Source organism: Pseudomonas sp. NFACC45 (genome assembly GCF_900113505.1).
Taxonomy (GTDB): domain Bacteria; phylum Pseudomonadota; class Gammaproteobacteria; order Pseudomonadales; family Pseudomonadaceae; genus Aquipseudomonas; species Aquipseudomonas tehranensis.
Window position 1 is genome coordinate 1 of sequence record NZ_FOPO01000018.1, and the last position, 26,301, is coordinate 26,301.

Below are 26,301 nucleotides of genomic sequence, written 5' to 3' on the forward strand. Positions count from 1 at the left end.
ACCAATCGGACTTGTTTGGGTTGGACCAGTGGGAGCAAAGCTTGCTCGCGAGGCGGCCTGATAGCCGACCTGTTTCTCCCGGTCGTATCCCTATCCCCGTGTGGGAGCCCATCCATCCTCGATGTGACCGAGGTACCGCTATCGCGAGCAGGCTCGCTCCCACAGGAGAAACGCGTCCGCACAAAACCAGGCCGGCTGTCAGGCCGCCTCGCGGAGGACGTTGATCTCGGCGCCCCGTTAACCACGCTGGCCGAACGCAGGCGTTGCGCAGTGGCTACCTCGGCATGGATGCCGAGGTAGCCGCGCTGGGCCATGGATGGCCCTTCGCGGCGGGCCCACGGAGCAATGCCGGAGTGAGGGCACACCGAGCCTAAGCGAGGTGCCGAGTGGTGGGGCAGAGCGTTTTTGGTTACTTTTGGCTGGTCCGGCACCCGGCTCTTCCAAAAGTGACCCGCTGTAAGAGCGGAACCATAAGTGGCCGTTACCGCAGAAACGGATATACACACTCACGAAGGCAGCCTGACAACCAACCAGAATTTGTGGGAAGGGTCGGACAAAGCCCCTAATTCGAGCCGAATTTTCCGACGAGTTCCGGCGGTTGCCGGGTGGGAAGAACTCTGGCTAACCTTTTTCCCGTCGCTGCCAATTCAGCGTCCGGGCGTCGCGGCCCGAAAACTTGGTAATCCATTCCCCCTTTGGAGTACCGCAATGTGTAACAAACCTCCATCACCTTCAGAAACCAATAACGCTTCTCCCAACGCCAGCCTTAACCCCAAAAAGCTCGACGAAGCCGCCCAACGCGCCCTCGACTATTACCTAGCCCCAAAGCCCGAAGCCAAAAAGAAACCACCCTCAAACCAGCTATTCACCGTCGTGGAAGGCATCGACACCGAATGCCTGCTCGCCAACCTCAGCGAAACCCTGGCCTCAGCCAACGCAACCGTCAGCGACCTGGCCTTCGAACTCGAAGGCTCGCGACGGCATGTTGCATTGGGAGTGCAACAACTGATCGAGCTGAGTGAGTTATTGGCCAATCGCGTGCTGGACGAGCAGGTACCCGTGGCGAAGGGCTAGAAAAGCAGCCAAGGCGAACACAGAACCTGTGGCGAGGGAGCTTGCTCCCGCTGGGCTGCGGTAGGCGCTGCCGAGGGCTCGGGCCGCGTTCGGACGAGTTTTTGATCTTTCGCTTGAGACTCAAGCGTTTGGGGAAAGATCGCAGCCTCGTTGCACTCGACAGCTCCTACGGCAGCCCAGCGGGAGCAAGCTCCCTCGCCACGGGGGCAGCGTGGGCTTGAAAGCCGGGGCTCAATCCAACCCCAACTTCTTCAACCGATACCGCATCGACCGAAACGACAACTTCAACCGCTGCGCCGCCGCCGTGCGGTTCCAGCGGGTTTCCTCCAAAGCCTGGAGGATGAGTTTGCGTTCGACGTCCTCCAGATAGTCTTCCAGATTATCGACCCGCATCAGATCGGGGCTGCCGGCGTCGGCGGTGCTGATGCCCTCGGCCAAACGCAGGTCATGGGCTTCGATCAACTGGTGCTCGCAAAGGGTGTAGGCGCGTTCGAGCATGTTTTCCAGTTCCCGAACATTGCCCGGGAAGCGGTAGTTTCGAAGGGCGTCCAGCGCTTGGGGATGGAGCTTGACCGCGGGGCTGCCGGTGTTGGCGGCCAGGCGCTGGAGGGTGTGATTGGCGAGCGGTTCGATGTCTTCGCGGCGTTCGCGCAGCGGCGGGACGCGCAGTTCGATGACGTTGAGTCGATAGTACAGGTCCTGGCGAAAGCGCCCGGCGCTGACTTCGGCGTCCAGGTCCTTGTGGGTGGCGCAAAGAATTCGTACATCAACCACTTCTTCCTGCTGTCCGCCAACGGCACGCACAGCCTTTTCCTGGATGGCCCGCAGCAATTTGACTTGCATCGCCAGGGGCAGGTCGGCCACTTCGTCAAGGAACAAGGTCCCGCCGTGGGCGGCCTGGAACAGTCCGGGTTTGTCTTCGATGGCGCCGCTGAAGCTGCCTTTTCGATGGCCGAAAAACTCGCTTTCCATCAGTTCCGTGGGAATCGCCCCACAGTTGACCGGCACAAAACGCTGGGCGGAACGCGGGCCTTGCTCATGGATCAATCGGGCGACCAGCTCTTTGCCGCAACCCGATTCCCCGCTGATGTAGACCGGCGCCTGACTGCGAGCGAGTTTTTCGATCTGTTTGCGGACGTTGTGCATCGGCGGGGAGTCGCCCAGCAGACAGCGCTCGATGGACGCCGCCGGGATGGCGACTGACGGCAGGCGTAGTGCGCTGGTGACCAGCTCCCGCAGCCGACCCAGGTCGACCGGTTTGGTCAGAAAGTCGAAGGCGCCGGCCTTGAGGGCGTCGATGGCGGTTTCCAGGCTCCCGTAGGCGGTGATCATTGCCACGGGCAATTGCGGGTAGCGTTGCTGGATATGTTGCACCAGTTCCAGGCCAGTGCCGTCGGGCAGGCGCATGTCGGTCAGGCATAGGTCAAAGGTGTCTTCAGCCAGCAGGGCCTGGGCCTGGGCAAGGTTTTCGGCGCTGCGGGTGTCGAGTTTCATCCGGCCCAGGGTAATGTCCAGGAGTTCGCGGATGTCCGGTTCGTCATCGACGATCAGGATTCGTTGCCGTGAGCGTGTAGTCAAATCTGTTTCCGTCCGTGAGCAAAAGTGATGCGAAAGCAGCCGCCGCCTTGGCGTGGTTTGAAGTCTAGGCGGGCCTGGTTGCTTTCGCACAGCTCACGGGACAGATAGAGCCCAAGGCCGGTGCCCTGGCTGCTGGTAGTGAAAAAGGGTTCGAACAAATGCGCTTGCTGGTCCGGCGTCACGCCGGGGCCGTTGTCGATAATGTCCAGCGTGGACAGCTGGCTGTGGGGATCGATGAACAGCTTGAGCCAGACCTCGGCCTCTTCATGGGCCATCGCGCTGTGACGCCAGGCGTTGCGCAGCAGGTTGTCGAGCACCTGGGTCAACTGATCGGGGTCCATCAGCGTGATGTAGTCGCCCGGGTCGATGCTCAGGTGCAAGTGCTGATGCCCAGCCGCGTTTTCCCGGGCTTGTCGGACGAACTGGTCGAGCCAGATCCGTAGATCCAGGCGTTGCGGCGTGGTTTGCTGGCGACGAGACAGTTGCAGGACGTTTTCAATGACGCGGTTCATTCGTTGGGAGTGATCCTGGATGATCTGCGTCAGACGCCGATCTGCGTCGTTCAGTTCCTCGGACTCGCGCAGCAATTGCGCCGCATGGCTGATTGCCCCCAACGGATTGCGGATTTCATGGGCGATACCGGCGGTGAGGCGCCCCAGGGAGGCGAGTTTCAGCTGCTGGGCGTGCTGGGCCACTTGGGCCAGGTCTTCGAGGAAGACCAGGATCTGATGCTGATCGTGATGTCCCAGCGCAATGAAACTCGGTTGCAAGGTAAGGCCGGTGCCGTTAATGGTCAGGCTTTGCGGACGCAGGCTGGGGTTGTTCAACCACAGTTGCAGGCGCTCCACCAGGGCGCCTGAGCAATCGTCGAGCCGCTGGCCGACCAGATCGTGCATGCCCAACAGATTCAACGCGCTTTCATTGGCCAATTGCACCCGACGCTGGCGATCGAGCACCAGGATGCCGGTGCGCATGCGTTGCAGGATCAGTGCGTTGAGCGCCTCCAGGCCAACCACTTCGCTGGCCCGTTGTTCGGCCAGGATTTCACTGGCTTCCAGGCGTCGGGTCAGGCCTTGCACCAGCAGCGCGGCGGCAAAACACAAGGCTCCCAGGGTGCCGGCCTGCAGATAACTGCTGGGACGGCTCGAATCGCTGAGGTCGAGGAAGAAGCTTGATCCGACGATGCCCAGCGTGGCGACAGCGGCAATCAACAGGCCAATTCGGCCTCGCAACAGCGTATTGCCGATGGCCACCGAGACGATGAGCAGGTTACCGATGGCGCTGGGGGCGCCGCCGGCCGCGTAGAACAGCCACGACAACAACAGCACGTCGGTCAGAGCCAGGCCGAACAGCCGGGCTGGGCGGCGGGTATTTTCAAGAAACACCACCAACAGGATGTTCAGCACCAGGTACAACCAACTGCCGCTGCGCAGCAAATCGTTGTTGGCGAACTCCAGCAAGCGGTTGTCCATGTTGCTGGAGATCAGCAGCACCAAGGTGATGCCGATGCTTAGACGGTACAGGTGATAGAGACGCAGCAGGCGCTGCGCCTGTTTGACGCGAGGACTTGAGGCTTGCTCAGCGGTCACGAGTGCCCGGGCCTTGCTCGAGGTGAGCCTGGCTGCAATACCACTGTTGTTCGAGGGCCAGTGCCCGATCTCGTGGCAGGTGCACACCGCAATGGGCGCAACGGACCATGGGCGGTGCGTCCTGTTCCCGAGGGGAACGCGGCGCGGCAGAGGCGCCCTTGAACTTGCGCCACAACCATATCGCGGCGGCAATCAGGGCGATCCAGAACAGTAAACGAAGCATGATGGGCGGCTTTTTGGCTAATGATCAGGCAGTTTAGCCAAGGACAGGAACGGCGCACAGCGCTATAAAATCCAGGCACAAAAAAGGGAGACCCGTGGGTCTCCCTTTTTACGGGTGCCTGGCCTCAGTCGAACAGACCAAAGGTCATGTAGCTGAACCAGGAGCGATCGCTGGATTCGTTCTCGGGCTCTTCTTCCTCGATCACGTTGCCATCGGCGTCCTTGGGCTTGAGCTCGTTGGGAATGGCTTCCTTGGCATCCTGGAACTGACGCTGCACGTCCTGGTTGGCGCGGGTTTCGCCCGGCGGCAGGGGAGGACGGGATTCGATCAGGCCCAGGGTCGCCTTGCTCAGCCACGAACGGTTGTCGGCTTCGGCAACACGCGGGGTGAACTGACCATCCTCCAGGGACGGGTGATCCGGGTAGTTTAGCTTGAGGGTTTCCAGGCTGGTGGCCGCCAGATCGTCCAGGTGCAGGCGCTGGTAAGCCTCGGTCATCACCGCCAGGCCGTCGCCCACCGATGGGGTTTCCTGAAAGTTTTCCACCACGTAGCGGCCACGGTTTGCAGCGGCGACGTAGGCCTGACGGGTCAGGTAGTAGTCAGCCACGTGGATTTCGTAGGCCGCCAGCAGGTTGCGCAGGTAGATCATGCGCTGCTTGGCGTCCGGCGAATAACGGCTGTTGGGGAAGCGGCTGGTCAGCTGGGCGAACTCGTTGTAGGAGTCGCGCGCGGCGCCCGGGTCCCGCTTGGTCATGTCCAGCGGCAGGAAGCGCGCCAGCAGGCCGACGTCCTGGTCGAAGGAGGTCAGGCCCTTGAGGTAGTAAGCGTAATCGACGTTCGGGTGCTGCGGGTGCAGACGAATGAAGCGCTCGGCGGCGGATTTCGCAGCTTCCGGCTCGGCGTTCTTGTAGTTGGCGTAGATCAGCTCCAGCTGGGCCTGATCGGCATAGCGACCAAACGGATACCGCGACTCCAGGGCCTTGAGCTTGGCCGTGGCGCTGGTATAGCTGTTGTTGTCCAGGTCGGTCTGCGCCTGTTGGTACAGTTCGACTTCGCTCAGGTTTTCGTCTACGACTTCCTTCGACGAGCAAGCAGCAGTCAATGCGAGGATGGCGATCAGCAGCAGGTGTTTCACTTGCATGGCGGCTTGCGTCCCTATGACGGCCGCTGTCTTGGGCGGGGCCGTCCTGTTATGATGAGCGCCCCGTTGAGAAGCCTCGGGGCAAAAGACGCCGTATTTAACCACAAGCGCGCAGCCGAAACCAAAGGCTGTGCCGACGCCTAGTCCGAGCATGTCCGATAAAATAGAACTTCGCGCAGAGGTGCCGTCCGAATTGGGCGGCCAACGCCTCGATCAAGTCGCCGCACAACTCTTCGCCGAGCACTCGCGCTCGCGCCTTTCCGCCTGGATCAAGGACGGCCGCCTGACTGTGGATGGGGCGGTGATCCGCCCGCGCGACATCGTCCATGGCGGCGCTATCCTCGAACTGACTGCCGAACAGGAGGCCCAGGGAGAATGGGTCGCCCAGGACATTGCCCTGGACATCGTCTATGAAGACGACGACATCCTGGTGATCAACAAGCCTGCGGGCCTGGTGGTGCATCCGGCCGCCGGTCATGCCGATGGCACCCTGCTCAACGCCTTGCTGCACCACGTGCCGGACATCGTCAACGTGCCCCGTGCCGGCATCGTGCACCGCCTGGACAAGGACACCACCGGTCTGATGGTGGTGGCCAAGACCATTCAGGCGCAGACACAACTGGTCACACAGCTGCAAAGCCGCAGCGTCAGCCGCATTTATGAGTGCATCGTGATCGGTGTGGTCACCGCCGGTGGCAAGATCAACGCCCCCATTGGCCGTCACGGCCAGCAGCGCCAGCGTATGGCCGTGATGGAAGGCGGCAAGCAGGCGGTCAGCCACTATCGCGTGCTGGAGCGTTTCCGTTCCCACACGCACGTGCGGGTCAAGCTGGAAACCGGCCGTACCCACCAGATCCGCGTGCACATGGCCCACATCAACTTCCCGTTGGTGGGCGACCCGGCTTACGGCGGTCGCTTCCGCATTCCACCGGCTGCCAGCCAGACCATGGTCGAATCGCTGAAGAGTTTCCCGCGTCAGGCGCTGCATGCGCGTTTCCTGGAACTGGATCATCCGACTACCGGCAAGCGCATGAGCTGGGAATCGCCGCTGCCGGATGATTTTGTCTGGCTGCTGACGTTGCTCAAGCAAGACCGCGAGGCGTTCATCGGATGAGTGACTGGCTGATACCCGACTGGCCCGCACCGGCCTGGGTAAAGGCCTGCGTCACTACCCGTACCGGCGGCGTCAGCCTGGCGCCGTTCGACAGCCTCAACCTGGGCGACCATGTGGGCGATGAGCCTGCGGCCGTCGCTGAGAACCGTCGCCGCCTCACCGATCGATTGGCCATCCGTCCGGCCTGGTTGCAGCAGGTCCACGGTATTACCGTGGTCGAGGCTGATCCGGCTCGGGTGGCCACCGCCGATGCCAGCTGGACAGCCACACCGGGTATCGCCTGCACGGCGATGACGGCGGACTGCCTGCCGGTGCTGTTCTGCAACCGTGCCGGCACCCGCGTCGCGGCAGCCCATGCCGGTTGGCGCGGGCTGGCGAACGGCGTACTGGAAGCTACGCTGGACAGTCTGGAAGTGCCCGCCGATGAAATCCTCGCCTGGCTCGGCCCGGCCATCGGCCCGCAAGCCTTCGAAGTCGGGCCCGAGGTGCGGGAAGCCTTCGTCGCGCAGTTGCCACAGGCGGCGCAAGCCTTCGTCCCGAGCCACAACACCGGCAAATTGCTGGCCGACATCTATGCCCTGGCTCGTCTGCGGCTGGCGGCGCGCGGTGTTACGGCGGTCTATGGGGGCGGCCAATGCACGGTGACCGACCCACGGTTCTTTTCCTACCGGCGCAACCCGCGTACCGGTCGCTTCGCCTCCCTGATCTGGCTCGAGCGCTAGACTTCTCTGATCTGTATCAATAGCGCACTGCTTGAATCTTCCAGAATCGTCCACATCTATAGCGGTATCTGGCAGGTTTCTTCATTCAGGATGTTTTTCAGGTCCGGCCTGCTCAAAAGGAAGGTGACCCATGCGTATTGACCGTTTAACCAGTAAGTTGCAATTGGCCCTGTCCGATGCCCAGTCGTTGGCCGTCGGCCTGGACCATCCCGGCATCGAGCCGGCGCATCTGATGCAAGCCATGCTCGAGCAGCAGGGCGGCTCCATCAAGCCACTGCTGATGCAGGTGGGCTTTGACGTGAGCAGCCTGCGTAAAGAGCTGGCCAAAGAACTCGACCAGCTACCCAAGATCCAGAATCCGACAGGGGACGTGAACATGTCCCAGGATCTGGCGCGACTGCTCAACCAAGCCGACCGCCTGGCCCAGCAAAAGGGTGATCAGTTCATCTCCAGTGAGCTGGTGCTGCTCGCCGCCATGGATGAGAACAGCAAGCTGGGCAAGCTGTTGCTCGGCCAGGGCGTGAGCAAGAAAGCCTTGGAGAATGCCATCAACAACCTGCGTGGCGGCGAAGCGGTCAACGACGCCAACCACGAGGAGTCCCGTCAGGCGCTGGACAAATACACCGTCGACCTGACCAAGCGTGCCGAGGAAGGCAAACTTGACCCGGTGATCGGCCGTGACGACGAAATCCGCCGCACAATCCAGGTGCTGCAACGCCGCACCAAGAACAACCCGGTGCTGATTGGTGAGCCTGGCGTGGGTAAAACCGCCATCGCCGAAGGCCTGGCCCAGCGCATCATCAATGGCGAAGTGCCGGATGGCCTCAAGGGCAAGCGACTGTTGTCCCTGGACATGGGTTCGCTGATCGCCGGTGCCAAGTACCGTGGCGAGTTCGAAGAGCGGCTCAAAGCCTTGCTCAATGAATTGTCCAAGCAGGAAGGGCAGATCATTCTGTTCATCGACGAATTGCACACCATGGTCGGCGCGGGCAAGGGCGAAGGTTCGATGGACGCCGGCAACATGCTCAAGCCTGCGCTGGCCCGTGGCGAGTTGCACTGCGTCGGCGCGACAACGCTCAACGAATACCGCCAATACATAGAGAAGGACGCGGCGCTGGAGCGGCGTTTCCAGAAAGTGCTGGTGGAGGAACCGAGTGAAGAAGACACCATCGCCATCCTGCGCGGCCTTAAAGAACGCTATGAAGTTCACCACAAGGTGGCGATTACCGATGGTGCGATCATCGCGGCGGCCAAGCTCAGCCACCGCTACATCACGGATCGACAGTTGCCGGACAAGGCCATCGATCTGATCGACGAAGCCGCCAGCCGCATTCGCATGGAAATCGACTCCAAGCCGGAAGTGCTGGATCGGCTGGAGCGGCGCCTGATTCAACTCAAGGTCGAATCCCAGGCCTTGAAAAAAGAAAGCGACGAAGCGGCGAAGAAACGCCTGGAAAGGTTGCAGGAAGAGATCGTTCGCCATGAGCGCGAATATTCCGATCTCGAGGAGATCTGGAATTCGGAGAAAGCTGAAGTCCGGGGCTCGGCGCAGATCCAGCAAAAGATCGAACAGTCCCGTCAGGAACTGGAAGCGGCCCGCCGTAAAGGCGACCTCAACCGCATGGCCGAGCTGCAGTATGGGGTGATCCCGGATCTGGAGCGCAGCCTGCAAATGGTCGACCAGCACGGCAAGAGCGAAAACCAGTTGCTGCGCAGCAAGGTCACCGAAGAAGAAATTGCCGAAGTGGTGTCCAAGTGGACCGGCATTCCGGTGTCGAAGATGCTCGAAGGCGAGCGTGACAAACTGCTGAAGATGGAAAGCCTGCTGCACCAGCGCGTGATTGGTCAGGAAGAGGCGGTGGTGGCAGTGTCCAACGCCGTGCGCCGGTCTCGAGCCGGGCTGTCGGATCCTAACCGGCCGAGTGGCTCGTTCATGTTCCTCGGCCCGACCGGTGTCGGTAAAACCGAGCTGTGCAAGGCTCTGGCCGAGTTTCTCTTCGACACCGAAGAGGCCATGGTGCGCATCGACATGTCGGAGTTCATGGAGAAACATTCCGTGGCGCGGCTGATCGGCGCACCACCGGGCTATGTCGGCTACGAAGAGGGCGGTTACCTGACCGAGGCTGTGCGACGCAAGCCGTACTCGGTGATCCTGCTCGATGAAGTCGAGAAGGCCCACCCGGATGTGTTCAACATCCTGCTGCAAGTGCTGGAGGATGGTCGTCTGACCGACAGCCACGGACGCACGGTGGACTTTCGCAATACCGTGATCGTGATGACCTCCAACCTGGGCTCGGCGCAGATCCAGGAATTGGTCGGTGATCGCGAGGCGCAACGCGCCGCTGTGATGGACGCGATCTCCACCCACTTCCGGCCGGAGTTCATCAACCGGGTGGACGAAGTGGTGATCTTCGAGCCGCTGGCCCGTGATCAGATCGCTGGCATCACCGAGATCCAGCTTGGTCGCCTGCGCAGTCGTCTCACCGAGCGCGAGCTGAAGCTGCAATTGAGTGACGAGGCGCTGGATAAGCTGATCGCGGTAGGTTACGACCCGGTCTATGGCGCGCGGCCGCTGAAACGGGCGATCCAGCGCTGGATCGAGAACCCGCTGGCACAGTTGATCCTCTCTGGTCGCTTCATGCCAGGCGAAACCGTCACAGGCACCGTGGAGAACGACGAAATCGTTTTCAACTGAGGCGATTGTCTGGTCTTTTGTGGTGAGGGAGCTTGCTCCCGCTGGAGGGCGAAGCACTCCTCGTTTTTTGAGGGCTGTCACGCGACCCAGCGGGAGCAAGCTCCCTCGCCACGACCGTCGATCTTTTCCTGATTTATGGGTGTTTGCTTCCAAGCGCCATTTTTTTCATCAGGCCGTTGAACTCAAAGGAAAAGGCTTGTAAAGTGCGCCCCGCAGTACGTCACCCCCGAGGGCCACTTCTCTGTGAGAAGGAACCCAAAATAAGTTGCAAATCATTGTCTTGAAAGCAATTTAAGGGGTTGACAGAGGTTTTTAAGATTGTAGAATAGCGCGCCTCAGACACACGAACGCAGCGATGCGCTAGGGTAGAAGAGGTTGAAGCTGGCTTCAACGTAGCAGCTTAAAGTAGTAACTTGAAATATCAGTTCCGTGATAGCTCAGTCGGTAGAGCAAATGACTGTTAATCATTGGGTCCCAGGTTCGAGTCCTGGTCACGGAGCCATTTCAATCGGGGTATAGCGCAGTCCGGTAGCGCGCCTGCTTTGGGAGCAGGATGTCAGGAGTTCGAATCCCCTTACCCCGACCATTTTTGGGTCGTTAGCTCAGTTGGTAGAGCAGTTGGCTTTTAACCAATTGGTCGTAGGTTCGAATCCCACACGACCCACCATTTTTGAAACCAGTTCGCTGGAATCGAATCTTAAGATCAGAGGCCAAAAGCGCTGATCGAGGAAGGCGACTTGCGAAGGTCGCCTTTTTTTTACCGGGGTATAGCGCAGTCCGGTAGCGCGCCTGCTTTGGGAGCAGGATGTCAGGAGTTCGAATCCCCTTACCCCGACCATATTAAAAATCCTCGTATCGAAAGATACGGGGATTTTTTTTGCCTGCGAAAAAGTGACTTGGTTCAAGTCATCGTACAACTAGCCGATAACCCGCCGACAGGGGCACGGACGTCCGCCCTACTTCAGGCCAACAATAAAAAAGGCACCTCGTTATGTTTCTTCGTCAGCTGAATATCGCCCCTCGTGCCGCACTGGGTTTCGCCTTGATCGCCGTGCTGGTGGCGTTGCTCGGCGTGTTTGCGCTGGGGCAAATGTCGAGTATCCGCGACAGCGAAGTCGCGGTGGAGACCCGATGGCTCCCCAGCATTCGCGGCGGGGATGAGATCCGCGAGTGGATGCTGCGTATCCGCACTATTTCCCTGCGTATGGCCTTGGACCAGGATCCGAAAAACATCCCGGTGTACCGTGGGCAAATGGATACTCGTGATAAAGAACTGAGCGAAATGATCGCCAGCTACGAGAAGCTTGTCGTCACACCTGAAGGCAAGGCGTTGTATGACCAGTTCAAGCAAACTTTCGCCGCCTACCGTGCGGGCATCGCTCAGTCTTTCACCCTGGCAGAGCAGGGCCGTCGGGACGAGTTGATCAAGCTGTTGCTGGTAGACATGAAGACCGTAGTGGACGGTTCCGGTAAACAGCTCAACGACCTGGCGCTGCTGTTCTCCAAACAGGTGTCCATCGAAAGTCAGAAGTCCCAGGAGCACTACGCCACCTCCCGGATGATCGTCAGCCTGTTCATTGTGCTCGCTGCCCTGGCTACGGTTGTACTGGCGATGCTGCTCACCCGCAGTATCGTCAAACCCTTGGGCGAAGCGTTGAATGCCGCTGAAAACGTGGCCCGGGGCGATTTGACCCGGCCGATCGAAGCCCATGGCAACGACGAGGTGAGCCGCTTGCTCAAGGCGCTGGCGACCATGCAACAGAACCTGCGCGAGACGTTGCAAGGTATCAGCGCCTCGGCCACTCAACTGGCAACCGCCGCCGATGAGCTGAACGCGGTCACCCTTGATAGTAGCCAGAGCCTGCAACAGCAGAACAACGAAATCGAACAGGCCGCCACTGCCGTCACTGAGATGACCACTGCCGTGGAAGAAGTTGCACGTAACGCGGTTTCCACGTCCGATGCCACGCGCCAGTCCAGTGAATCGGCGACCCTTGGCCAAGAGCGGGTCAGCGACACCGTTGACGCCATCGGTGCGCTCGCCAGCGACGTGCAGGTCACCGGCGGCCTGGTGCAATCCCTGGCCAACCAATCGCAGGACATTGGCAAGGTACTGGATGTGATCCGGGCCATCGCCGAGCAGACCAACCTGCTGGCCCTCAATGCCGCCATCGAGGCAGCCAGGGCAGGCGAAAGCGGTCGCGGCTTTGCGGTGGTGGCGGACGAGGTGCGAGCGCTGGCTTATCGCACGCAGCAATCGACCCAGGAAATCGAACAGATGGTCCAAGGCATGCGCAGCGGTGCTACCCAGGCACTGGATTCCATGCAGGCCAGTTCCAGTCGGGCCGCCAATACCCTGGCGATGGCGGAGCGGGCGGGCGAGGCGCTACAAACCATCACGACGTCGGTCAATGAAATCCACGAACGCAATCTGGTAATCGCCAGCGCCGCCGAAGAACAGGCACAAGTGGCTCGCGAGGTGGATCGCAACCTGGTGAACATTCGTGATTTGTCCGTGCGCTCGGCCACCGGTGCGGACCAGACCAGCGCGTCCAGCCATGAGTTGTCGCAACTGGCTAATGCCTTGCGCGCCATGGTTCAGCGGTTTCAGGTTTGATTGGGGACGCGGCCTGGAGTAAGGATTTCAACTCAAGCGCGTGATTGCCTGGGCGGCAGTCATCGCGAGCAGGCTCGCTTCCACAGTTGATTGTGGTCACCCTGTGGGAGCGAGCCTGCTCGCGATGGCGGTGTTGCTGATCGAGCGAAGTCGCTAGCGGTCGCTCCCGGTTATCTTCAGTGCAACTTCAGCCTGGGCTCAGTCCCGCGCCCGATCTTGCTGCCCAGCATCAACATCGCCGTACGGAACATGCCGTACAGCGCCACCTGATGCATGCGGTAGAGCGATACATAGAACATCCGCGCCAGCCAGCCTTCGAGCATCACGCTACCGGTGAGGTTGCCCATCAGGTTGCCCACCGCCGAGAAACGCGACAGCGAGATCAGCGAGCCGTAGTCGGTGTATTTGTATTCGGGCAGCGCCTTGCCTTCGATCCTCAGCTTGAGGGACTTGGCCAGCAGCGAGGCCTGCTGGTGGGCGGCCTGGGCGCGGGGTGGGACGTTGCGGTCGGTGCCCGGTTGCGGGCAGGCGGCGCAGTCGCCGAAGGCAAAGATGTTCTCGTCACGGGTGGTTTGCAGTGTCGGCAGTACTTGTAGCTGGTTGATCCGGTTGGTCTCCAGCCCGTCGATTTCCTTGAGGAAGTCCGGGGCGCGAATCCCGGCGGCCCAGACTTTCAGGCTCGCGTTGATGACCTTGCCATCGACGGTGATCAGGCTGTCGGCTGTCACCTGGCCAACAGCGGCGTTGGTCATGACATTGACCCCAAGTTTCTCCAGGGTCTTGTGCACAGGTCCGCCGATGCGTTCTGGCAAGGCCGGCAGGACCCGTGGTCCGGCTTCGATCAGGGTGATGTGCATGTTCTCCGGTTTGATCCGGTCCAAGCCATAGGCAGCCAGCTCATGGGCGGCGTTGTGCAGCTCGGCCGCCAGCTCAACCCCCGTCGCACCGGCGCCGACGATGGCGACGCTGATGCGTTCGACCACGTCGGTTTGCCCGGCATGGGCGCGCAGGTAATGGTTGAGCAATTGCTGATGGAAACGCTCGGCCTCTTTGCGCGTGTCGAGGAACAGGCAATGCTGCGCCGCGCCTTCGGTGCCGAAGTCATTGGTGGTGCTGCCGACGGCGATTACCAGAGTGTCGTAACCCAGTTCACGGGCCGGCAATAGTTCCAGGCCCGCCTCGTCATAGGTGGCGGCTAGCTGGATGCTCTTGCGCTCCCGATCCAGGCCGCTCATGCGCCCCAGCTGGAAGCCGAAATGGTTCCATTTAGCCTGGGCGACGTAGTTGAGTTCGTCTTCGGAGGAGTTCAGGGAACCGGCAGCCACTTCATGCAACAGCGGTTTCCAGATATGGGTCAGGTTCGCGTCGACCAGCATCACACTGGCCGTGCCGCGCTTGCCCAGAGTCTTACCCAGACGGGTAGCCAACTCCAGACCGCCGGCGCCGCCGCCAACGATGACAATACGATGAGTCATGGGGATATCTCGCAAGGCTAAAGGAAATCGGTGCCGTTACCCGCGCGAGTGCCACGCAACTCATAGCGTCAGGTAACTGATCAGTCGGCTCAACAGGCCCAGGCCGATGGTGATGGCCAGTACCACTACCAGGAGCATCCACGGCCGGAAAGGCCGGCGCTCGACTCGGTGTTGGGACAGTTGCAGGTACTCTTCGACATGCTTCTGGTCTTCCGGGTTCAGGCGGCTGGTCATAAAGGCCTCGGCAGGTAGACGTTTCGAAAGGTATAGACGCTACAGCGTCTGGCTATCCGGCATTGAAAGCAGCGTAGCCGCTCGCCGGAACAGGTTCGACACTCAAGCTGTCGTCCAGGCGAATGATTCCACTTTTTAACACCCGTGCGGTGATTCCGCCATGGCCGCGCACGGCCTGGAACGTCCCTTCGCCGAGGTTGCGTTCCAGCCGCGCGCACGGCTGGCACCAGCCGGTGGTTTCGAAGATGGCCTGGCCGATGCGAAAGCGCCGGCCCTTGAGGCTGAACAGATTGATACCGCTGACCACCAGGTTGCGGCGCAGCTCTTGCGGCAACACCGGCTGATCCACTGGGCGGCCCATCAGCGAACCGATCACGGCCAGGTGTTCCCACTGAATCAAGGTGACTTGCCGGGCATTGCGCACGCCGGGACGGGCATGGTCGCCCGTCAGGCCGGCTTCCAGGCGTGCCTCCACGGCGTCCAGTGCAATCATGGGCGCATGGCCCTGGGGTCGCACGCCTATCCAGCGTACGCGGCCTTGCTGGGGCACAGCGGCAATCAGTTCCTGCAGTGGGCTCACAGGCTGATCCCGACATCGAACACGATGCTGCGCCCCAGATTGCTGCGCAGGAAATCCGGCGCATCGGGATGGGCGAACAGTACCCGGGCAAACGTCGGCCCCACCAGCGACAGCGAGCGCCAACCCTGGCGCAGGTATTCGGTCGGCGGCGGGAAATGGCTATTGAGATCCAGCACTTCACGCTTGAGGCTGGCGAAGGCGATGATGTCCAGCTCCCCCAGGTCCATGCCGCGTTCGGTGTAGTTGTGGGCTTTCTTGCGCAGGGTCGGGGCCAGGCGCAGCAGGAACTCATTGGCCGGGATGCGTCGGGGCTTGGCTTCGCGGCGCACCAGTTGGCTCAGGGAGAAAGCGCTACGGCGGCGTTGCAGCTCGTCGCGCCATTCGTCATTGAGGCGACGGCCTTCGTCGAGGACAAAAAACACTTCGAAGTTGGCATCGCGAAACAATACGTCCGGCGGCTCTCCGGCAGGGGCGAACTCGTCGGCGCGATAGGGTACGTTCAGCCCTTGCAGCAGACGCTGGCAGACCCAACGCTCACGCTCCCATTTGCGGGCATTGGACAGAAAGGCGTTGGCTTGCTCGGCCGCGATGGTCAGCAGGCGTAAATAATCGGAATCATCCATGAGCCCAAGCTTAGCGTTCAATTGCGACAAGCTGGAAGCGTTGCATTGATTTATGGCCGGTTAGGAGTGGGGTGTAGACTGCCGGCTTGAATCCTGAGGTGATCATGGAGTCTTTGATGCAAGGACAAGCCAGAGGAGTAGCGCCATGATCGGAGCCGAACTGCTGTCTGCGCAGACGCTGACGGTCGGCTGGCTGATTTATCTGCCGGTGCTGGCCTGGGCCGTAGCGCGGGCGCCATGGGTGGAGCTGTTCACCGACAGCCGTCGCCAGCACTTGCTGTTTGGCACGGTCCTGGCGCTGTTCATGTTGTGGCTGGTGCGACGGGATTTCGATACCGGCGTCTCGTATCACTTCATCGGCATGACCGCCGTGACACTGCTGCTGGATTGGCCGCTGGCGATTCTCGGCGGCCTTTGCGCCCAGCTTGCCCTGGTGCTGCTGGGGCGTCAGGACATGGCGGCGGTGGGTATCAACGGTGCGTTGCTGATTTTGCTGCCGGTGCTGGTCACTGAGTGCTGCGCGATCCTGGTGGAACGCGCCCAACCGCGCAATCTGTTCGTGTACATCTTCTGTTCGGGATTTCTCGCCGCCGCGCTTTCGGCGTTGTTGTGCCTGCTGGTGGGGCTTGGCCTGCTGTGGTACGACGGGGTGTTCGCCATGCCTTACTGGCTGGAAGATTTCATCGGCTACCTCTGGCTGATCATCTTTCCCGAGGCGTTTATCAACGGCATGGTGATCAGTGCGTTGGTGGTGTTCAGCCCCGAATGGCTGGAGACCTTTAACCGTACGCGCTACCTGTCGGCTCCCTGGAAGGATGACGACAAGCCTTGATTCACATCAAGGCTGAGCAGCCGGGCGCGCTTCATGCTCTGGAAAAATTCCAGGAGCACAACCATGAGTGTTTATGAGTGGGCGAGACAAGAGATCAGGCGCAGCCAGGACGCGGCAGTGGAAATCGGCTTCGACCCGGGCCTTAGCCTGCGGGCCTTGCTCAGTGCGATCGTGCAGCAGAGCAAGGCGGTGCGCAGTGTGGAAGACCTGGCCGATGAGCTGAGTTTCCTGGCGGAGAACCTCGACGATGAACAGGACTACGGTTTCATGAGGCCTTAGTGGCGAGGCTCGAACTCTTCGCTGAACAGGTCGTCCTCGGCATCGGGGCTGACCGGGATCTTGTGTTCTTCCGACGCCCAGGCGCCCAGGTCGATCAGTTTGCAGCGGTCGGAACAGAAGGGCCGGAAGGTGTTTTCCGGACTCCATTCCACAGGGGCGCCACAGGTTGGGCAATCAACGGTTGGGGTTTGGCTCATGACTGGCCTCCACGCAAAGTAAGGTAAAAGTGATGCAGGCGCTCGACCTCGCTGTGCAGCCAGGCGAGGTCGCGGTCATTGACCACCACGTCGTCGGCATGGCTCAAGCGATCCTGACGGCTGGACTGGGCCTTGAGGATCGCCTGGACCTGTTGCTCGCTGGTCTTGTCGCGCTGCAAGGTGCGTTCGATCTGTAGTTGTTCCGGCACATCGATCACCAGGATCCGCTGGGTCATGGCGTACTGGCCGGACTCGATCAACAGCGGCGACACCAGAATCGCGTAGGGTGATTGTGCCTGGGCCAGATGATGAGCGATTTCCTCGGCGATCAACGGATGCAGCAGCGCCTCGAGCCAGCGGCGTTGCTCGGCATTTTCGAAAATCAGTTGGCGCAGGGCCGCTCGGTTCAGTGTGCCGTCGGCCTGCAATACGCCGGGGCCAAAATGTTCGGCGATTTTAGTCAAGGCCGGGCGTCCGGGTTCGACCACCCAGCGCGCCGCGTGATCGGCGTCGACGACGTGCACGCCCAGGTCGATAAAGTGCTGCGCCGCCGCGCTTTTGCCGCTGCCGATACCGCCAGTCAGGCCGAGAATCCAGGGTTTTTCTGCGGGGCTATTCATTGAAATCGACATTAGGAACCGACAGACTGCCAATAGAAGTCGGTTATTTGACCACCCCAGAGCAAGGCAATCCAGCCGGCAATGGCCAGATAGGGCCCGAAGGGGATTTGCGTCGATGTCGGTGCATCACGCAGGCGCAGCACAATGACCCCGATAACGGCGCCCACCAGCGATGACAACAGCAACGTCAGGGGCAGGATCTGCCAGCCGCCCCAGGCGCCCAGCATCGCCAGCAGCTTGAAATCCCCGTAGCCCATGCCTTCCTTGCCAGTGATCAACTTGAACACCCAGAACACCGACCACAGCGCCAGATAGCCGGCCACGGCGCCCCACATCGCCTGATTCAAGGGGACGAACAACCCGAAGCTGTTGACGATCAAGCCCAGCCACAACAACGGCAGCACCAGGGTATCGGGCAACAACTGGTGCTCGGCATCGATCAGGCTCATGCCCAGCAGGCCCCAGGTCAGCACCATCACCATTGCGGCCTGCCAGCCAAAGCCGAAATACCAGGCGACGAACGCCGACAGGATGCCGCAGGCCAACTCGGTCAGGGGGTAACGCCGGCCGATGGGCGCGGCACAACTGGAGCAACGACCGCGCAATGCCAGGTAACTCAATAGCGGAATGTTTTCCCAGGCCCGGATGCGGTGGCCGCAGTGCGGGCACTGGGAGTGCGGCAGCATCAGGTTGTAGACCGGGCCGGGGGCTTCGGCGGGCAGGCCCAGCAAGTCATGGGCTTGCAGCCGCCATTCGCGCGAGAGCATCTTGGGCAGGCGCCACACCAGGACGTTGAGGAAACTGCCGATGATCAGTCCGAGCAATAACGCGGCGAGCACAAAGGCCAGGGGATACAGCGCGAAAAACTCAGTCAGGGGCATGTCAGATCGCAGAGCCGAGTTGAAAGATGGGCAGGTACATGGCAACCACCAGGCCGCCGACGACCACCCCCAGGACCACCATGATGAACGGTTCCATCAGGCTGGTGAGATTGTCCACCAGATTGTCCACCTCGGCTTCATAAAAGCTCGCCACTTTGTCGAGCATGTCGTCCAGCGCGCCGGACTCCTCGCCGATGGCGGTCATCTGGATCGCCATGTTCGGGAATATGCCTGAAGCACGCATGGAAAAATTCAACTGCATGCCGGTCGAGACATCCTGCCGGATGCGTTGTACCGCACGTTTGAACACCACGTTGCCGGTGGCGCCTGATACCGAGTCCAGGGCTTCCACCAGCGGCACGCCGGCCGCGAATGTCGTGGACAGGGTCCGGGCGTAGCGGGCCACGGCGGATTTGTACATCAGGGTGCCAATCAGCGGCAGTTTGAGCAGCCATTTATCGCGCCAGTCACGCAAGCCCTGGGAGCGCTTGAGTGCATGTTTGACACCGAAGAACGCCGCCACCGCGCCGCCCAGCAGCATCCACCACCACTGCTGCATGAACTCCGACAGGCCGATGACCATCACCGTGAAGGCCGGCAGTTGGGCGCCGAACCCGGAGAATACCGATTCAAACTGCGGCACCACCTTGACCAGCAGAATCCCCGTGACGACGGCGGCGACGAGCACCACGGCGGCCGGGTAGGTCATGGCCTTCTTGATCTTGGCCTTGAGGGCTTCGCTTTTTTCCTTGTAGGTCGCGACGCGCTCCAGCAGCGTATCCAGGGCGCCGGCCTGTTCACCGGCGTCCACCAGGTTGCAGTACAGTTCGTCGAAGTATTGCGGGCTCTTGCGCAACGACGCGGCGAAGCTGTTGCCGGCGGCGACTTCCTGTTTCACCTCGTCCACCAGCTTGCGCATGTTGGCGTTGTCGAAGCCTTCGCCAATGATGTCGAACGCCTGCAACAAGGGCACGCCGGCCTTGAGCATGGTCGCCATCTGACGAGTGAACAGGGCGATATCCAATGGCTTGATACGCTTGCCCTTGCTGAATATCGACGTGGACTTCTTGCGTACCTTGCCTGGGTTGATGCCTTGTTTGCGCAACTGGGCCTTGACCAGGGCCGGGCTCTGACCGGTCAGCTCCCCAGTCATTTTTGCGCCCTTGCGGTCTTTGCCTTCCCACGTGTAAACGTCGGTTTTTATTGCCTTGACCGCCATGTTCAATCCTTGGTGACCCGGTTGATTTCTTCGAGGCTGGTGATGCCTTGCATCACTTTGAGCAGTCCCGAGGCGCGCAGGTCATTAAAACCGTCCTTACGCATTTGCAGGTCGATTTCCAACGAGTTGCCCTCGGCCATGATCAGCCGTTGCAGCTCGGGCGTATTCTTGACCACTTCGTAAACCCCCACGCGCCCCTTGTAGCCGTTGTTGCACTGTTCGCAACCGACCGGCTCATAGATCGTGAACGAGCCGATGCGTTCCCGCGGGAAGCCTTCCTTGAGCAGGGTTTCCTCGGGAATCTCGATGGCCCTTTTGCACTGCGGGCACAGCTTGCGCGCCAGTCGCTGGGCAATGATCAGGTGTACCGCGGTGGCGATGTTGAAGCCGGGAATGCCCATGTTGTGAAGACGGATCAGGGTTTCGGCGGCGCTGTTGGTGTGCAGCGTGGAAAGCACCAGGTGTCCGGTCTGCGCGGCCTTGATGGCAATTTCGGCGGTCTCCAGGTCGCGGATCTCGCCCACCATGATCACGTCCGGGTCCTGGCGCAGAAACGAACGCAGGGCCTGGGCGAAATCCAGACCCTGGCGTGGATTCACGTTGACCTGGTTGATGCCTTCCATGTTGATTTCCACCGGATCCTCAGCGGTAGAAATATTGATGTCCACGGTGTTGAGTATATTCAGCCCGGTATAGAGCGACACGGTTTTGCCAGAGCCGGTGGGGCCGGTGACCAGAATCAACCCTTGTGGTTGTTTGAGAGCGGCCATGTACAACTCTTTCTGATCCGGCTCGTAGCCCAGGGCATCGATGCCCATCTGCGCACTGGAGGGGTCGAGGATCCGGATCACCACTTTTTCACCCCAGAGTGTGGGCAGGGTGTTGACCCGGAAGTCAATGGACTTGTTTTTCGACAGGCGCATTTTCAGACGCCCGTCCTGGGGTTTGCGCCGCTCGGAAATATCGAGGCTGGCCATGACCTTCAGGCGCGCGGCGATGCGGGTGCCCAGCTGGATCGGCGGGCGGGCCACTTCCCGCAGCATGCCGTCGGTACGCACCCGTACCCGGTAGATTTTTTCATAGGGCTCAAAATGCAGGTCAGAGGAGCCGCCCTTGATCGCGTCCAGCAGCATCTTGTTAACGAACCGCACCACCGGCGCGTCGTCGGTGTCCTGGCCGGCGATGGAGTCCTGCTTGTGATCATCGATCGACTCGATGTCCAGGCCATCGAGGTCGACATCGCCCATGCCTTCCAGACCGGTGCTGGAAGACTCGAAAAACTTTTCGATAGCGTCGCTGAGCTTGTCGTCCTCCACCAGGATGGCTTCGGTGGTCAGGCCGGTGCTGAACTGAATGTCATTGATGGCCTGGTGGTTGGTGGGGTCGGAGATGCCCACGAACAGTTTGTTGCCACGTCGCCACAGCGGCAGGGCGTGATGCTGGCGCACCAGTTTTTCGCTGACAAGGCCGGTGGGTTGGGTTTCCTTGTCCAGGCTGTTGAGGTCCAGCAGGGCCACGCCGAAATGCTCCGAGGCAATTTCCGCCACCTGGCGACTCTGGACCAGTTTGTTCTGCACCAGGTAACTGACCAGAGGCATGCGACTGCTTTGGGCTTGTAGGTACGCCTGCTGCGCACTTTGCTCAGTGATCATTTCGGCCAGTACCAATTGCTTGGCCAGACCGCTTAAGGCGATGTCATTCATGGGAATCCCGAACGCGGACAGTTCATGACTTATAGCCTAGTCAAGCATCCAGACCAAACCAGCGGTGCGGGGTGACAAAAAATGTCAGATAGTGCGGTTGTTGGGGTAGGACCTAGCGGCGCTGCGGGTCGAAGTCCCTTGCCAGTGGGCGCGATAGGGTTGGCACAGGCCGTGCAAAGGTCCCTTCAGGTCATGAGACTCCACCTCATGCTATGGAGATATCTATGAATAAGCAGAAGGGTTTTACGCTGATCGAGTTGCTGATCGTTGTGGCGATCATCGGCATTCTGGCGACGTTTGCGTTGCCGCAGTATTCCAAGTATCAAGCGCGGGCGAAAGCGACGGCGGGGCTGGCGGAAGTCTCCGCGTTGAAGGTGCCGTTCGAGGACGTCATGAACCAGGGGACCAACCCGACGTTAGCCAACATCGGCGGAACATCGCCCACCAGCAACTGCACCCTGACCGCTTCAGGTACTGCAGCGGACGGAACCGGAACCATTGCCTGCACCTTGTTGAATGCGCCAGCTCCGGTTCTCGGCAAGGCAATCACCCTCTCCCGTTCAGCGGCCGGTGTTTGGACCTGCGGTTCGACGGCCGTCCAGGAATTCTTGCCCGCCGGTTGCACGGGGGCAGCGGCACCCTGATTTCGGGTCTGGCTGAGCCTGTGGCGAGGGGGCTTTCCCCTCGTCACGGAAAATCTTAACAATTCATAAACTTAGCGAGAGCCGAAAACCCGCAACTTGCATGTCCAAAATCAGCAGGCCATGCATTTTGCATGATTGTGAAAATTGCCGTTTCGCTTAACTGATTGATTTAAAACGAATTAATTGCTGATGCAAAACTGGCACAACCTTCGCACTACTCCTGTTAACCCTGCCGGGAAACACCGCCGGCAGTTTTTGAGAAAAACAGGAGTTACTCGTATGAAGAAGTTCGCTATCACTGCCGCAGCTGCCACCGCCCTGACTCTGACCATGGCTAGCGCTTTCGCCGAGACCACTCAAGCAACTCAGGCTCCGATGATGCTGGCTGCTGGTGAAGTGACAGAGGTTAAGGAAGACGTTTCTGATACCTGGATCACTACCAAGGTCAAAGCTGACCTGGCTACCGAAGCTGGCATGCCTGCTACCGACATCAAGGTCGAAACCAACAAAGGTGTTGTTTCACTGTCCTCGACTACAGTGCTGACCGACGCGCAAAAAGAGCGTGCCGTGATGATCACCAAGAACATCAAAGGCGTCAAAGATGTTTCGGCTGACGGCCTGAAATCCGAGTAAGACTCAAGACTTCTCGCCTGGACCGGGAGAAGGCACGGCAAGCGGGCTGAGACATACGTTTGCCGTTGCTTTGGAGTTCATGCGAAAGGCCACACGGAGGTGGCCATTACAGGCCCCCGGCATTCGTGCCGGGGGCCTGTTCTATTGCGGGGCGGAAAAGTATTCAGGGATCAGCCTGGGAAATCGAGTGGCCCTTTTCGCGAGCAAGCCCGCTCCCACAATGGATCGTATTCTTCCTGACGAAACTCGGTCCACTGTGGGAGCGGGCTTGCTCGCGAAGGCGGCGGCACGTTAACCCACATGCCTGCCGATTGTGCAGTGGCCCGCTCAGCTCCCCCGCTTGCTGGTGATCTGCACCAACCGGTTACCTTTGAAGCGCAAATACTGGTACATGCCGTTGTTGGGTCCGTAGGTCCATTCTTCCACCGGGTATTCTTCCCGGCGATTGACACTGCGCTCGTAGCCCAGGTCATCCCGCGCCGCGGGTTGCCCGCATTTTTGCAGCACTTCGCTGGAGCGATCACCGACGCTGATCAACTGGCTGCCACAACGCAATGTATCGGCCGCCGACACGTGGCCGCTGGCGAGCAGCAAGATCAGGCTAAGCCCGTGCAGACGTTTCATCTTATTCGGCATCCAGATGCATAGGGGTGATCACGCGCCCGTCACTTTCGGCCTGACCGAGGCTGGCGTCGATGAAATACACACGGTCATCGGCCAATTGCCCTTTGTCCACCAGGAAGTCCTTGATGCTGCTGGCACGCTCCTGTCCCAGCTGGCGCAACAGCACTTCGTTGCCACTCCAGAACGTGATCACGCCTTCGCGCAGTTTTTCCGTGCGTGCCTTTTTATCCAGTTGCGTCCATTCCACCGGTGGCTGGGTCTTGAGACGGGTGCGATAGATGCCTTCGAGCAGCGGTGCCTTTTCATCCTCGGGCACCTCCAGCAGCGAGGCTTTGGCAGGGACTTTGTCGCCTCTGCGCTGCAGCATCTTGTAGTAGTTGTACTGGTATTCACGTTCCAGACGCTGGGCGGCGAGCAGCGGACCGTCGCTGCTTTGGGCGGCGGTGCCTTCGATCTCCAGGCGCAACTCCGGACGTTTACCGAGGGCTTCGGACAACTTGAGCAGCGTGCCTTCGTTGTCCGGGTTCAGTTCGCTTGAGCCCGGGGCGAATGACACGCTGCCCAAGTCTTGCGAGGCCCCCCCGGCCACCAGTCCACCGATGAGTTTGAATGGCGCCTGGGCCGCGCGTACCACCAGGTTGCGCAGGGTTTGCCAGACAATTGGCATCACGCTGAATTGCGGGTCATTGAGGTCGCCGGAAACCGGCAGCTCGATGGAAATCCTGCCTTCGGAATCCTTCAGCAGCGCGACGGCCAGCTTGAGCGGCAGGCTCACGGCGTCCGGGCTGTCGACCTTTTCCCCCAGCTGCAGTTGCTCGACTACCACTTTGTTGTCGGCCTGCAACTGGCCTTTGGTGATCCGGTAATGCAGGTCGAGGTTGAGTCGGCCCTTGCGGATGCGATAGCCGGCGAATTTGCCGGAATAGGGCGTCAGGGTCGTCAGCTCGACCCGTTTGAAACTGGTGGCGATGTCGAGGCTGGCCATCGGGTCGAAGGGATTGACCGCGCCCTTGATGGTGACAGGCGCGTAGCGGTCGACCTTGCCATTGATGTCCACGCTGGCCGGCTTGGCTTGGCGGCTGTCGATGGTGCCGATCTGGCCGTTGAGCTGTTGGATGGCCGTGGCGAAGTTCGGTGTCAGGCTGAAGTCGGCGAAGTTGGCTGAACCGTCATTGATGGCAATGCCGCCGACGTGGATGCCCAGCGGTTTGTCCTGGGAGGCCGGTTTTGCCGGGCTGTTGTTCGTACCGCTGTCGGCCGGTTGCGGGATCAGCAGGTCATCGACGTTGGTGGTGCGGTCTCGGTTGATCATGAATCGCGCGTAAGGCTGGTACAGGTTGACCTTGTCGATCGACAGGCTATCGCCGTGCTGATAGTTGAGCCCTTCGAGCACCAACTGTTTCCATTTGATGAAGTCCCGGGTCCTGAGGGTATCGAGGGTGTGCAGTTGATCGACCTGGGCGCGACCGGTGACGGCGAATGCCAGCGGCTCGGTGCTCTTGAGGTCCACCGCCAGATCGCTGCCGAGCATCCCGGAGCGCAGTTCCAGGCGAATGAACGGGTTGATGTACGCCTGGGCGACGCGTAGGTCGATGTCCTGGGTCTTGACCTTGAGCCGGGCGGTGACCGGGTTCAGGTTGACCTCGCCGTCAGCCAGGATCTTGCCCTGTTTGCCTATCCCGGTATCCAGCTTGAGGGTAAAGGGTGAACCGTTGAGGGTGTCGTAGTTCTGCAGGTCGAGGTTCAGCGGGCCCAGGTCCAGGGCCACGGCAGGTTGCGCCTGACGATCGGCCAGATGCACCTGGTAATTGCGCAGTTGCACGTCCTTCAACAGCACCTGCCAGGGCTTGCTCGGTGCTTGGGGTTCAGGCTCGGGCGAATCGGCGGCTGCTGGGGCCGATGCCGGTTCGACCTTGACCTGCGGTTTAGCCGGCTGACCGGCGAAGAGTTTTTGCCAGTCCAGTTGCCCATCCGCCTCGCGCGCGGCCCAGGTTTCCAGCTTCTGGCTGCGGATCTTGCCGACGATGACGTGTTGCTTGGCCAGGTCGACGGTTGTTTCACTCACATCCAGGCGTTCGAGCTTCGCCAATGGACGGCCATCCGGCGCCTTGATGGAGAAGGGGGCCACGCTGACGGCCACGTTGTTGAGCAGCAGTTCGGTGCCCTTGGCCAGGTTGAGCTTGTAGTCGGTACTCAGGTTCAGCACGCCGTTTTCCAGCACCAGCGGTACCGCGTCGCGTACGTAGGGCCACCAGACTTTCATCTGGCCGTCGGTGACTTTGATCTTGCCCTCGGAGGCGATCGGCGTGAGGCTGAAGTTGCCGGTCCAGTCGACCCGGCCGCCTTGAGGGCTGACGGCCACCAGGGTCATGTCGGCGTTGTCGTCGGGCAGCGTGCTGAGGTTCTTGAGCTCGAAATCAAGGGTGTCGTACAGAAATTCGATGGGCTCGCTGGGACGCAGGTCCTGAAAATGCAGGTAACCACCGGCCAGTTTGATCCGGTCGATTCGCAGGGGAAACGGCTTGGCGTCGGGGTCGGTCGGGGTGGGTTCGCTGGCCGGCAGCTTGAACAGGCCCAGCAGGTTCAGCTGACCGTCCTTGGCGAACATGATCTCGGTCTTGGGCTTGTCCAGCTCGATATCGGTCAGGTGCAGGGCGCCGGACCAAAGGCTGTCGAGCTGCAGGTTGGTGTACAGCCGCTCGAAGGCGACCTGCTCCTTGCCCGGTTCGCCGACATTCAGGCCCCAAAGCGTGACTTCGAGGCTGAAGGGATTGAGCTCGATACGCTGAATCCGGGCTGGCACCGTTGCATGGTCGGCCAGTTGCTGATTGGCGATCCGCAAGGCGACACCGGGTAATATCAGAAAACCCAGCAGGCTGTAGAGGGCCAGTACGGTCAACAGGGCGCCGAAAGCGCGAATCAATCCTTTGGGCATGTGCGGCTTCATCTGGTGTGAATTCGGAGTGCCTTGGAGTATGGCATGCGTTTACGGTTCCGAAGCCAC

At 60.5% G+C, this 26,301-nt stretch carries 24 protein-coding genes, 4 tRNA genes and 1 pseudogene; 14 read left to right on the top strand and 15 right to left on the bottom strand.

The genetic code is table 11. The annotated features are described in order from the left end of the window. Positions 1-708: 708 nt before the first annotated feature. A complete protein-coding gene (locus tag BM132_RS26505) occupies positions 709-1,074 on the top strand; it encodes a DUF6124 family protein (protein WP_092459815.1) in 366 nt (121 codons plus the stop codon). A gap of 231 nt (positions 1,075-1,305) precedes the next feature. On the opposite strand, the gene BM132_RS26510 is transcribed toward BM132_RS26505, so the two are convergent. The 4 genes from BM132_RS26510 to BM132_RS26525 all read right to left on the bottom strand — a co-directional run bounded on the left by BM132_RS26510 (position 1,306) and on the right by BM132_RS26525 (position 5,605). After that, positions 1,306-2,652, bottom strand: coding sequence for a sigma-54-dependent transcriptional regulator (locus BM132_RS26510; RefSeq protein WP_092459817.1), 1,347 nt, complete (start codon positions 2,650-2,652; stop codon positions 1,306-1,308). After that, entirely contained in the window at positions 2,649-4,241 is a 1,593-nt protein-coding gene (locus tag BM132_RS26515; RefSeq protein ID WP_092459819.1) for a two-component system sensor histidine kinase NtrB, read from the bottom strand. The genes BM132_RS26510 and BM132_RS26515 overlap by 4 nt, the downstream gene beginning before the upstream one ends. Further along, positions 4,231-4,464 carry a PP0621 family protein gene (locus tag BM132_RS26520; protein ID WP_092459821.1) on the bottom strand — a complete coding sequence of 78 codons (234 nt, stop codon included), beginning with the start codon at positions 4,462-4,464 and terminating at the stop codon, positions 4,231-4,233. Before BM132_RS26520 ends, BM132_RS26515 begins: the two co-directional genes overlap by 11 nt. Before the next feature lie 124 nt (positions 4,465-4,588). Further along, the gene (locus BM132_RS26525; RefSeq protein ID WP_092459823.1) at positions 4,589-5,605 is read right to left on the bottom strand and encodes an outer membrane protein assembly factor BamD; all 1,017 of its coding nucleotides are present in this window, start codon (positions 5,603-5,605) and stop codon (positions 4,589-4,591) included. A gap of 151 nt (positions 5,606-5,756) precedes the next feature. Between BM132_RS26525 and rluD the strand changes: the two genes are divergently transcribed. From rluD to BM132_RS29040, 9 genes and pseudogenes are all read left to right on the top strand, one after another. Beyond that, complete coding sequence (rluD, locus tag BM132_RS26530) at positions 5,757-6,719, top strand: 23S rRNA pseudouridine(1911/1915/1917) synthase RluD (protein WP_092402987.1); 963 nt, start codon at positions 5,757-5,759, stop codon at positions 6,717-6,719. Continuing rightward, on the top strand, positions 6,716-7,441 hold the full coding sequence (gene pgeF / locus BM132_RS26535) for a peptidoglycan editing factor PgeF (RefSeq protein ID WP_092459825.1): 726 nt from the start codon (positions 6,716-6,718) through the stop codon (positions 7,439-7,441). The genes rluD and pgeF overlap by 4 nt, the downstream gene beginning before the upstream one ends. A gap of 130 nt (positions 7,442-7,571) precedes the next feature. Continuing rightward, entirely contained in the window at positions 7,572-10,136 is a 2,565-nt protein-coding gene (gene clpB / locus BM132_RS26540) for an ATP-dependent chaperone ClpB (RefSeq protein ID WP_092459827.1), read from the top strand. A 426-nt stretch (positions 10,137-10,562) separates the two neighbouring features. Then, positions 10,563-10,638 (top strand) — tRNA-Asn (locus BM132_RS26545). 7 nt (positions 10,639-10,645) lie between these two features. Beyond that, a tRNA-Pro gene (locus BM132_RS26550) sits at positions 10,646-10,722 on the top strand. Positions 10,723-10,727: 5 nt separating this feature from the next. Then, positions 10,728-10,803, top strand: a tRNA-Lys gene (locus BM132_RS26555). Between the two features lie 94 nt (positions 10,804-10,897). Further along, positions 10,898-10,974 (top strand) — tRNA-Pro (locus BM132_RS26560). 153 nt (positions 10,975-11,127) lie between these two features. Continuing rightward, a pseudogene (locus tag BM132_RS29035) lies at positions 11,128-11,898 on the top strand (MCP four helix bundle domain-containing protein); the annotation flags it as partial. Then, positions 11,890-12,753: a methyl-accepting chemotaxis protein gene (locus BM132_RS29040; protein WP_371264166.1), complete on the top strand. Its 864-nt coding sequence runs from the start codon at positions 11,890-11,892 to the stop codon at positions 12,751-12,753. The pseudogene BM132_RS29035 and the gene BM132_RS29040, both read left to right, overlap by 9 nt. A 176-nt stretch (positions 12,754-12,929) precedes the next feature. Here the strand turns inward: BM132_RS29040 and BM132_RS26570 are convergent, their stop codons facing one another. From BM132_RS26570 to BM132_RS26585, 4 genes are read right to left on the bottom strand one after another with little or no spacing between them, the layout of a single operon-like run. Beyond that, positions 12,930-14,228 carry an NAD(P)/FAD-dependent oxidoreductase gene (locus BM132_RS26570; RefSeq protein WP_092459831.1) on the bottom strand — a complete coding sequence of 433 codons (1,299 nt, stop codon included), beginning with the start codon at positions 14,226-14,228 and terminating at the stop codon, positions 12,930-12,932. Between the two features lie 60 nt (positions 14,229-14,288). Next, on the bottom strand, positions 14,289-14,462 hold the full coding sequence (locus BM132_RS26575) for a DUF3094 family protein (protein ID WP_076386361.1): 174 nt from the start codon (positions 14,460-14,462) through the stop codon (positions 14,289-14,291). A 52-nt stretch (positions 14,463-14,514) separates the two neighbouring features. Further along, a complete protein-coding gene (locus BM132_RS26580; protein ID WP_047229867.1) occupies positions 14,515-15,042 on the bottom strand; it encodes an MOSC domain-containing protein in 528 nt (175 codons plus the stop codon). Next, positions 15,039-15,665: a DUF1780 domain-containing protein gene (locus BM132_RS26585; protein ID WP_047229866.1), complete on the bottom strand. Its 627-nt coding sequence runs from the start codon at positions 15,663-15,665 to the stop codon at positions 15,039-15,041. Before BM132_RS26585 ends, BM132_RS26580 begins: the two co-directional genes overlap by 4 nt. A 145-nt stretch (positions 15,666-15,810) precedes the next feature. On the opposite strand from BM132_RS26585, the gene BM132_RS26590 reads away from it, so the two are divergent. After that, a complete protein-coding gene (locus BM132_RS26590) occupies positions 15,811-16,497 on the top strand; it encodes an energy-coupling factor ABC transporter permease (RefSeq protein WP_092459833.1) in 687 nt (228 codons plus the stop codon). 63 nt (positions 16,498-16,560) lie between these two features. Beyond that, positions 16,561-16,776, top strand: coding sequence for a hypothetical protein (locus BM132_RS26595; protein WP_092402997.1), 216 nt, complete (start codon positions 16,561-16,563; stop codon positions 16,774-16,776). On the opposite strand, the gene yacG is transcribed toward BM132_RS26595, so the two are convergent. Genes yacG through pilB form a run of 5 tightly spaced genes read right to left on the bottom strand, consistent with a single transcriptional unit; the run spans position 16,773 to position 21,396 of the window. Then, on the bottom strand, positions 16,773-16,973 hold the full coding sequence (yacG, locus tag BM132_RS26600; protein WP_047229863.1) for a DNA gyrase inhibitor YacG: 201 nt from the start codon (positions 16,971-16,973) through the stop codon (positions 16,773-16,775). The two genes, BM132_RS26595 and yacG, sit on opposite strands and share 4 nt — an antisense overlap. After that, positions 16,970-17,593: a dephospho-CoA kinase gene (coaE, locus tag BM132_RS26605; RefSeq protein ID WP_092459835.1), complete on the bottom strand. Its 624-nt coding sequence runs from the start codon at positions 17,591-17,593 to the stop codon at positions 16,970-16,972. The genes yacG and coaE overlap by 4 nt, the downstream gene beginning before the upstream one ends. Before the next feature lie 11 nt (positions 17,594-17,604). Continuing rightward, on the bottom strand, positions 17,605-18,474 hold the full coding sequence (locus BM132_RS26610; RefSeq protein WP_047229861.1) for a prepilin peptidase: 870 nt from the start codon (positions 18,472-18,474) through the stop codon (positions 17,605-17,607). A gap of 1 nt (position 18,475) precedes the next feature. Beyond that, positions 18,476-19,693: a type II secretion system F family protein gene (locus BM132_RS26615; RefSeq protein ID WP_092459837.1), complete on the bottom strand. Its 1,218-nt coding sequence runs from the start codon at positions 19,691-19,693 to the stop codon at positions 18,476-18,478. 2 nt (positions 19,694-19,695) lie between these two features. Further along, positions 19,696-21,396, bottom strand: a complete 1,701-nt coding sequence (pilB, locus tag BM132_RS26620) for a type IV-A pilus assembly ATPase PilB (RefSeq protein WP_092459839.1) — start codon at positions 21,394-21,396, stop codon at positions 19,696-19,698. Positions 21,397-21,620: 224 nt separating this feature from the next. Between pilB and BM132_RS26625 the strand changes: the two genes are divergently transcribed. Together BM132_RS26625 and BM132_RS26630 are read left to right on the top strand one after the other, a co-directional pair. After that, entirely contained in the window at positions 21,621-22,040 is a 420-nt protein-coding gene (locus tag BM132_RS26625; RefSeq protein ID WP_092403005.1) for a pilin, read from the top strand. Between the two features lie 279 nt (positions 22,041-22,319). Further along, on the top strand, positions 22,320-22,673 hold the full coding sequence (locus BM132_RS26630) for a BON domain-containing protein (RefSeq protein ID WP_092403007.1): 354 nt from the start codon (positions 22,320-22,322) through the stop codon (positions 22,671-22,673). Between the two features lie 327 nt (positions 22,674-23,000). Here BM132_RS26630 and BM132_RS26635 read toward each other — a convergent pair whose 3' ends face one another. Together BM132_RS26635 and BM132_RS26640 are read right to left on the bottom strand one after the other, a co-directional pair. After that, positions 23,001-23,297 (bottom strand): DUF2845 domain-containing protein, encoded by a 297-nt coding sequence (locus tag BM132_RS26635; protein ID WP_092459841.1) that lies wholly within the window; start codon positions 23,295-23,297, stop codon positions 23,001-23,003. A gap of 1 nt (position 23,298) precedes the next feature. Beyond that, the gene (locus BM132_RS26640; RefSeq protein ID WP_177218223.1) at positions 23,299-26,232 is read right to left on the bottom strand and encodes a DUF748 domain-containing protein; all 2,934 of its coding nucleotides are present in this window, start codon (positions 26,230-26,232) and stop codon (positions 23,299-23,301) included. Positions 26,233-26,301 lie beyond the last annotated feature (69 nt).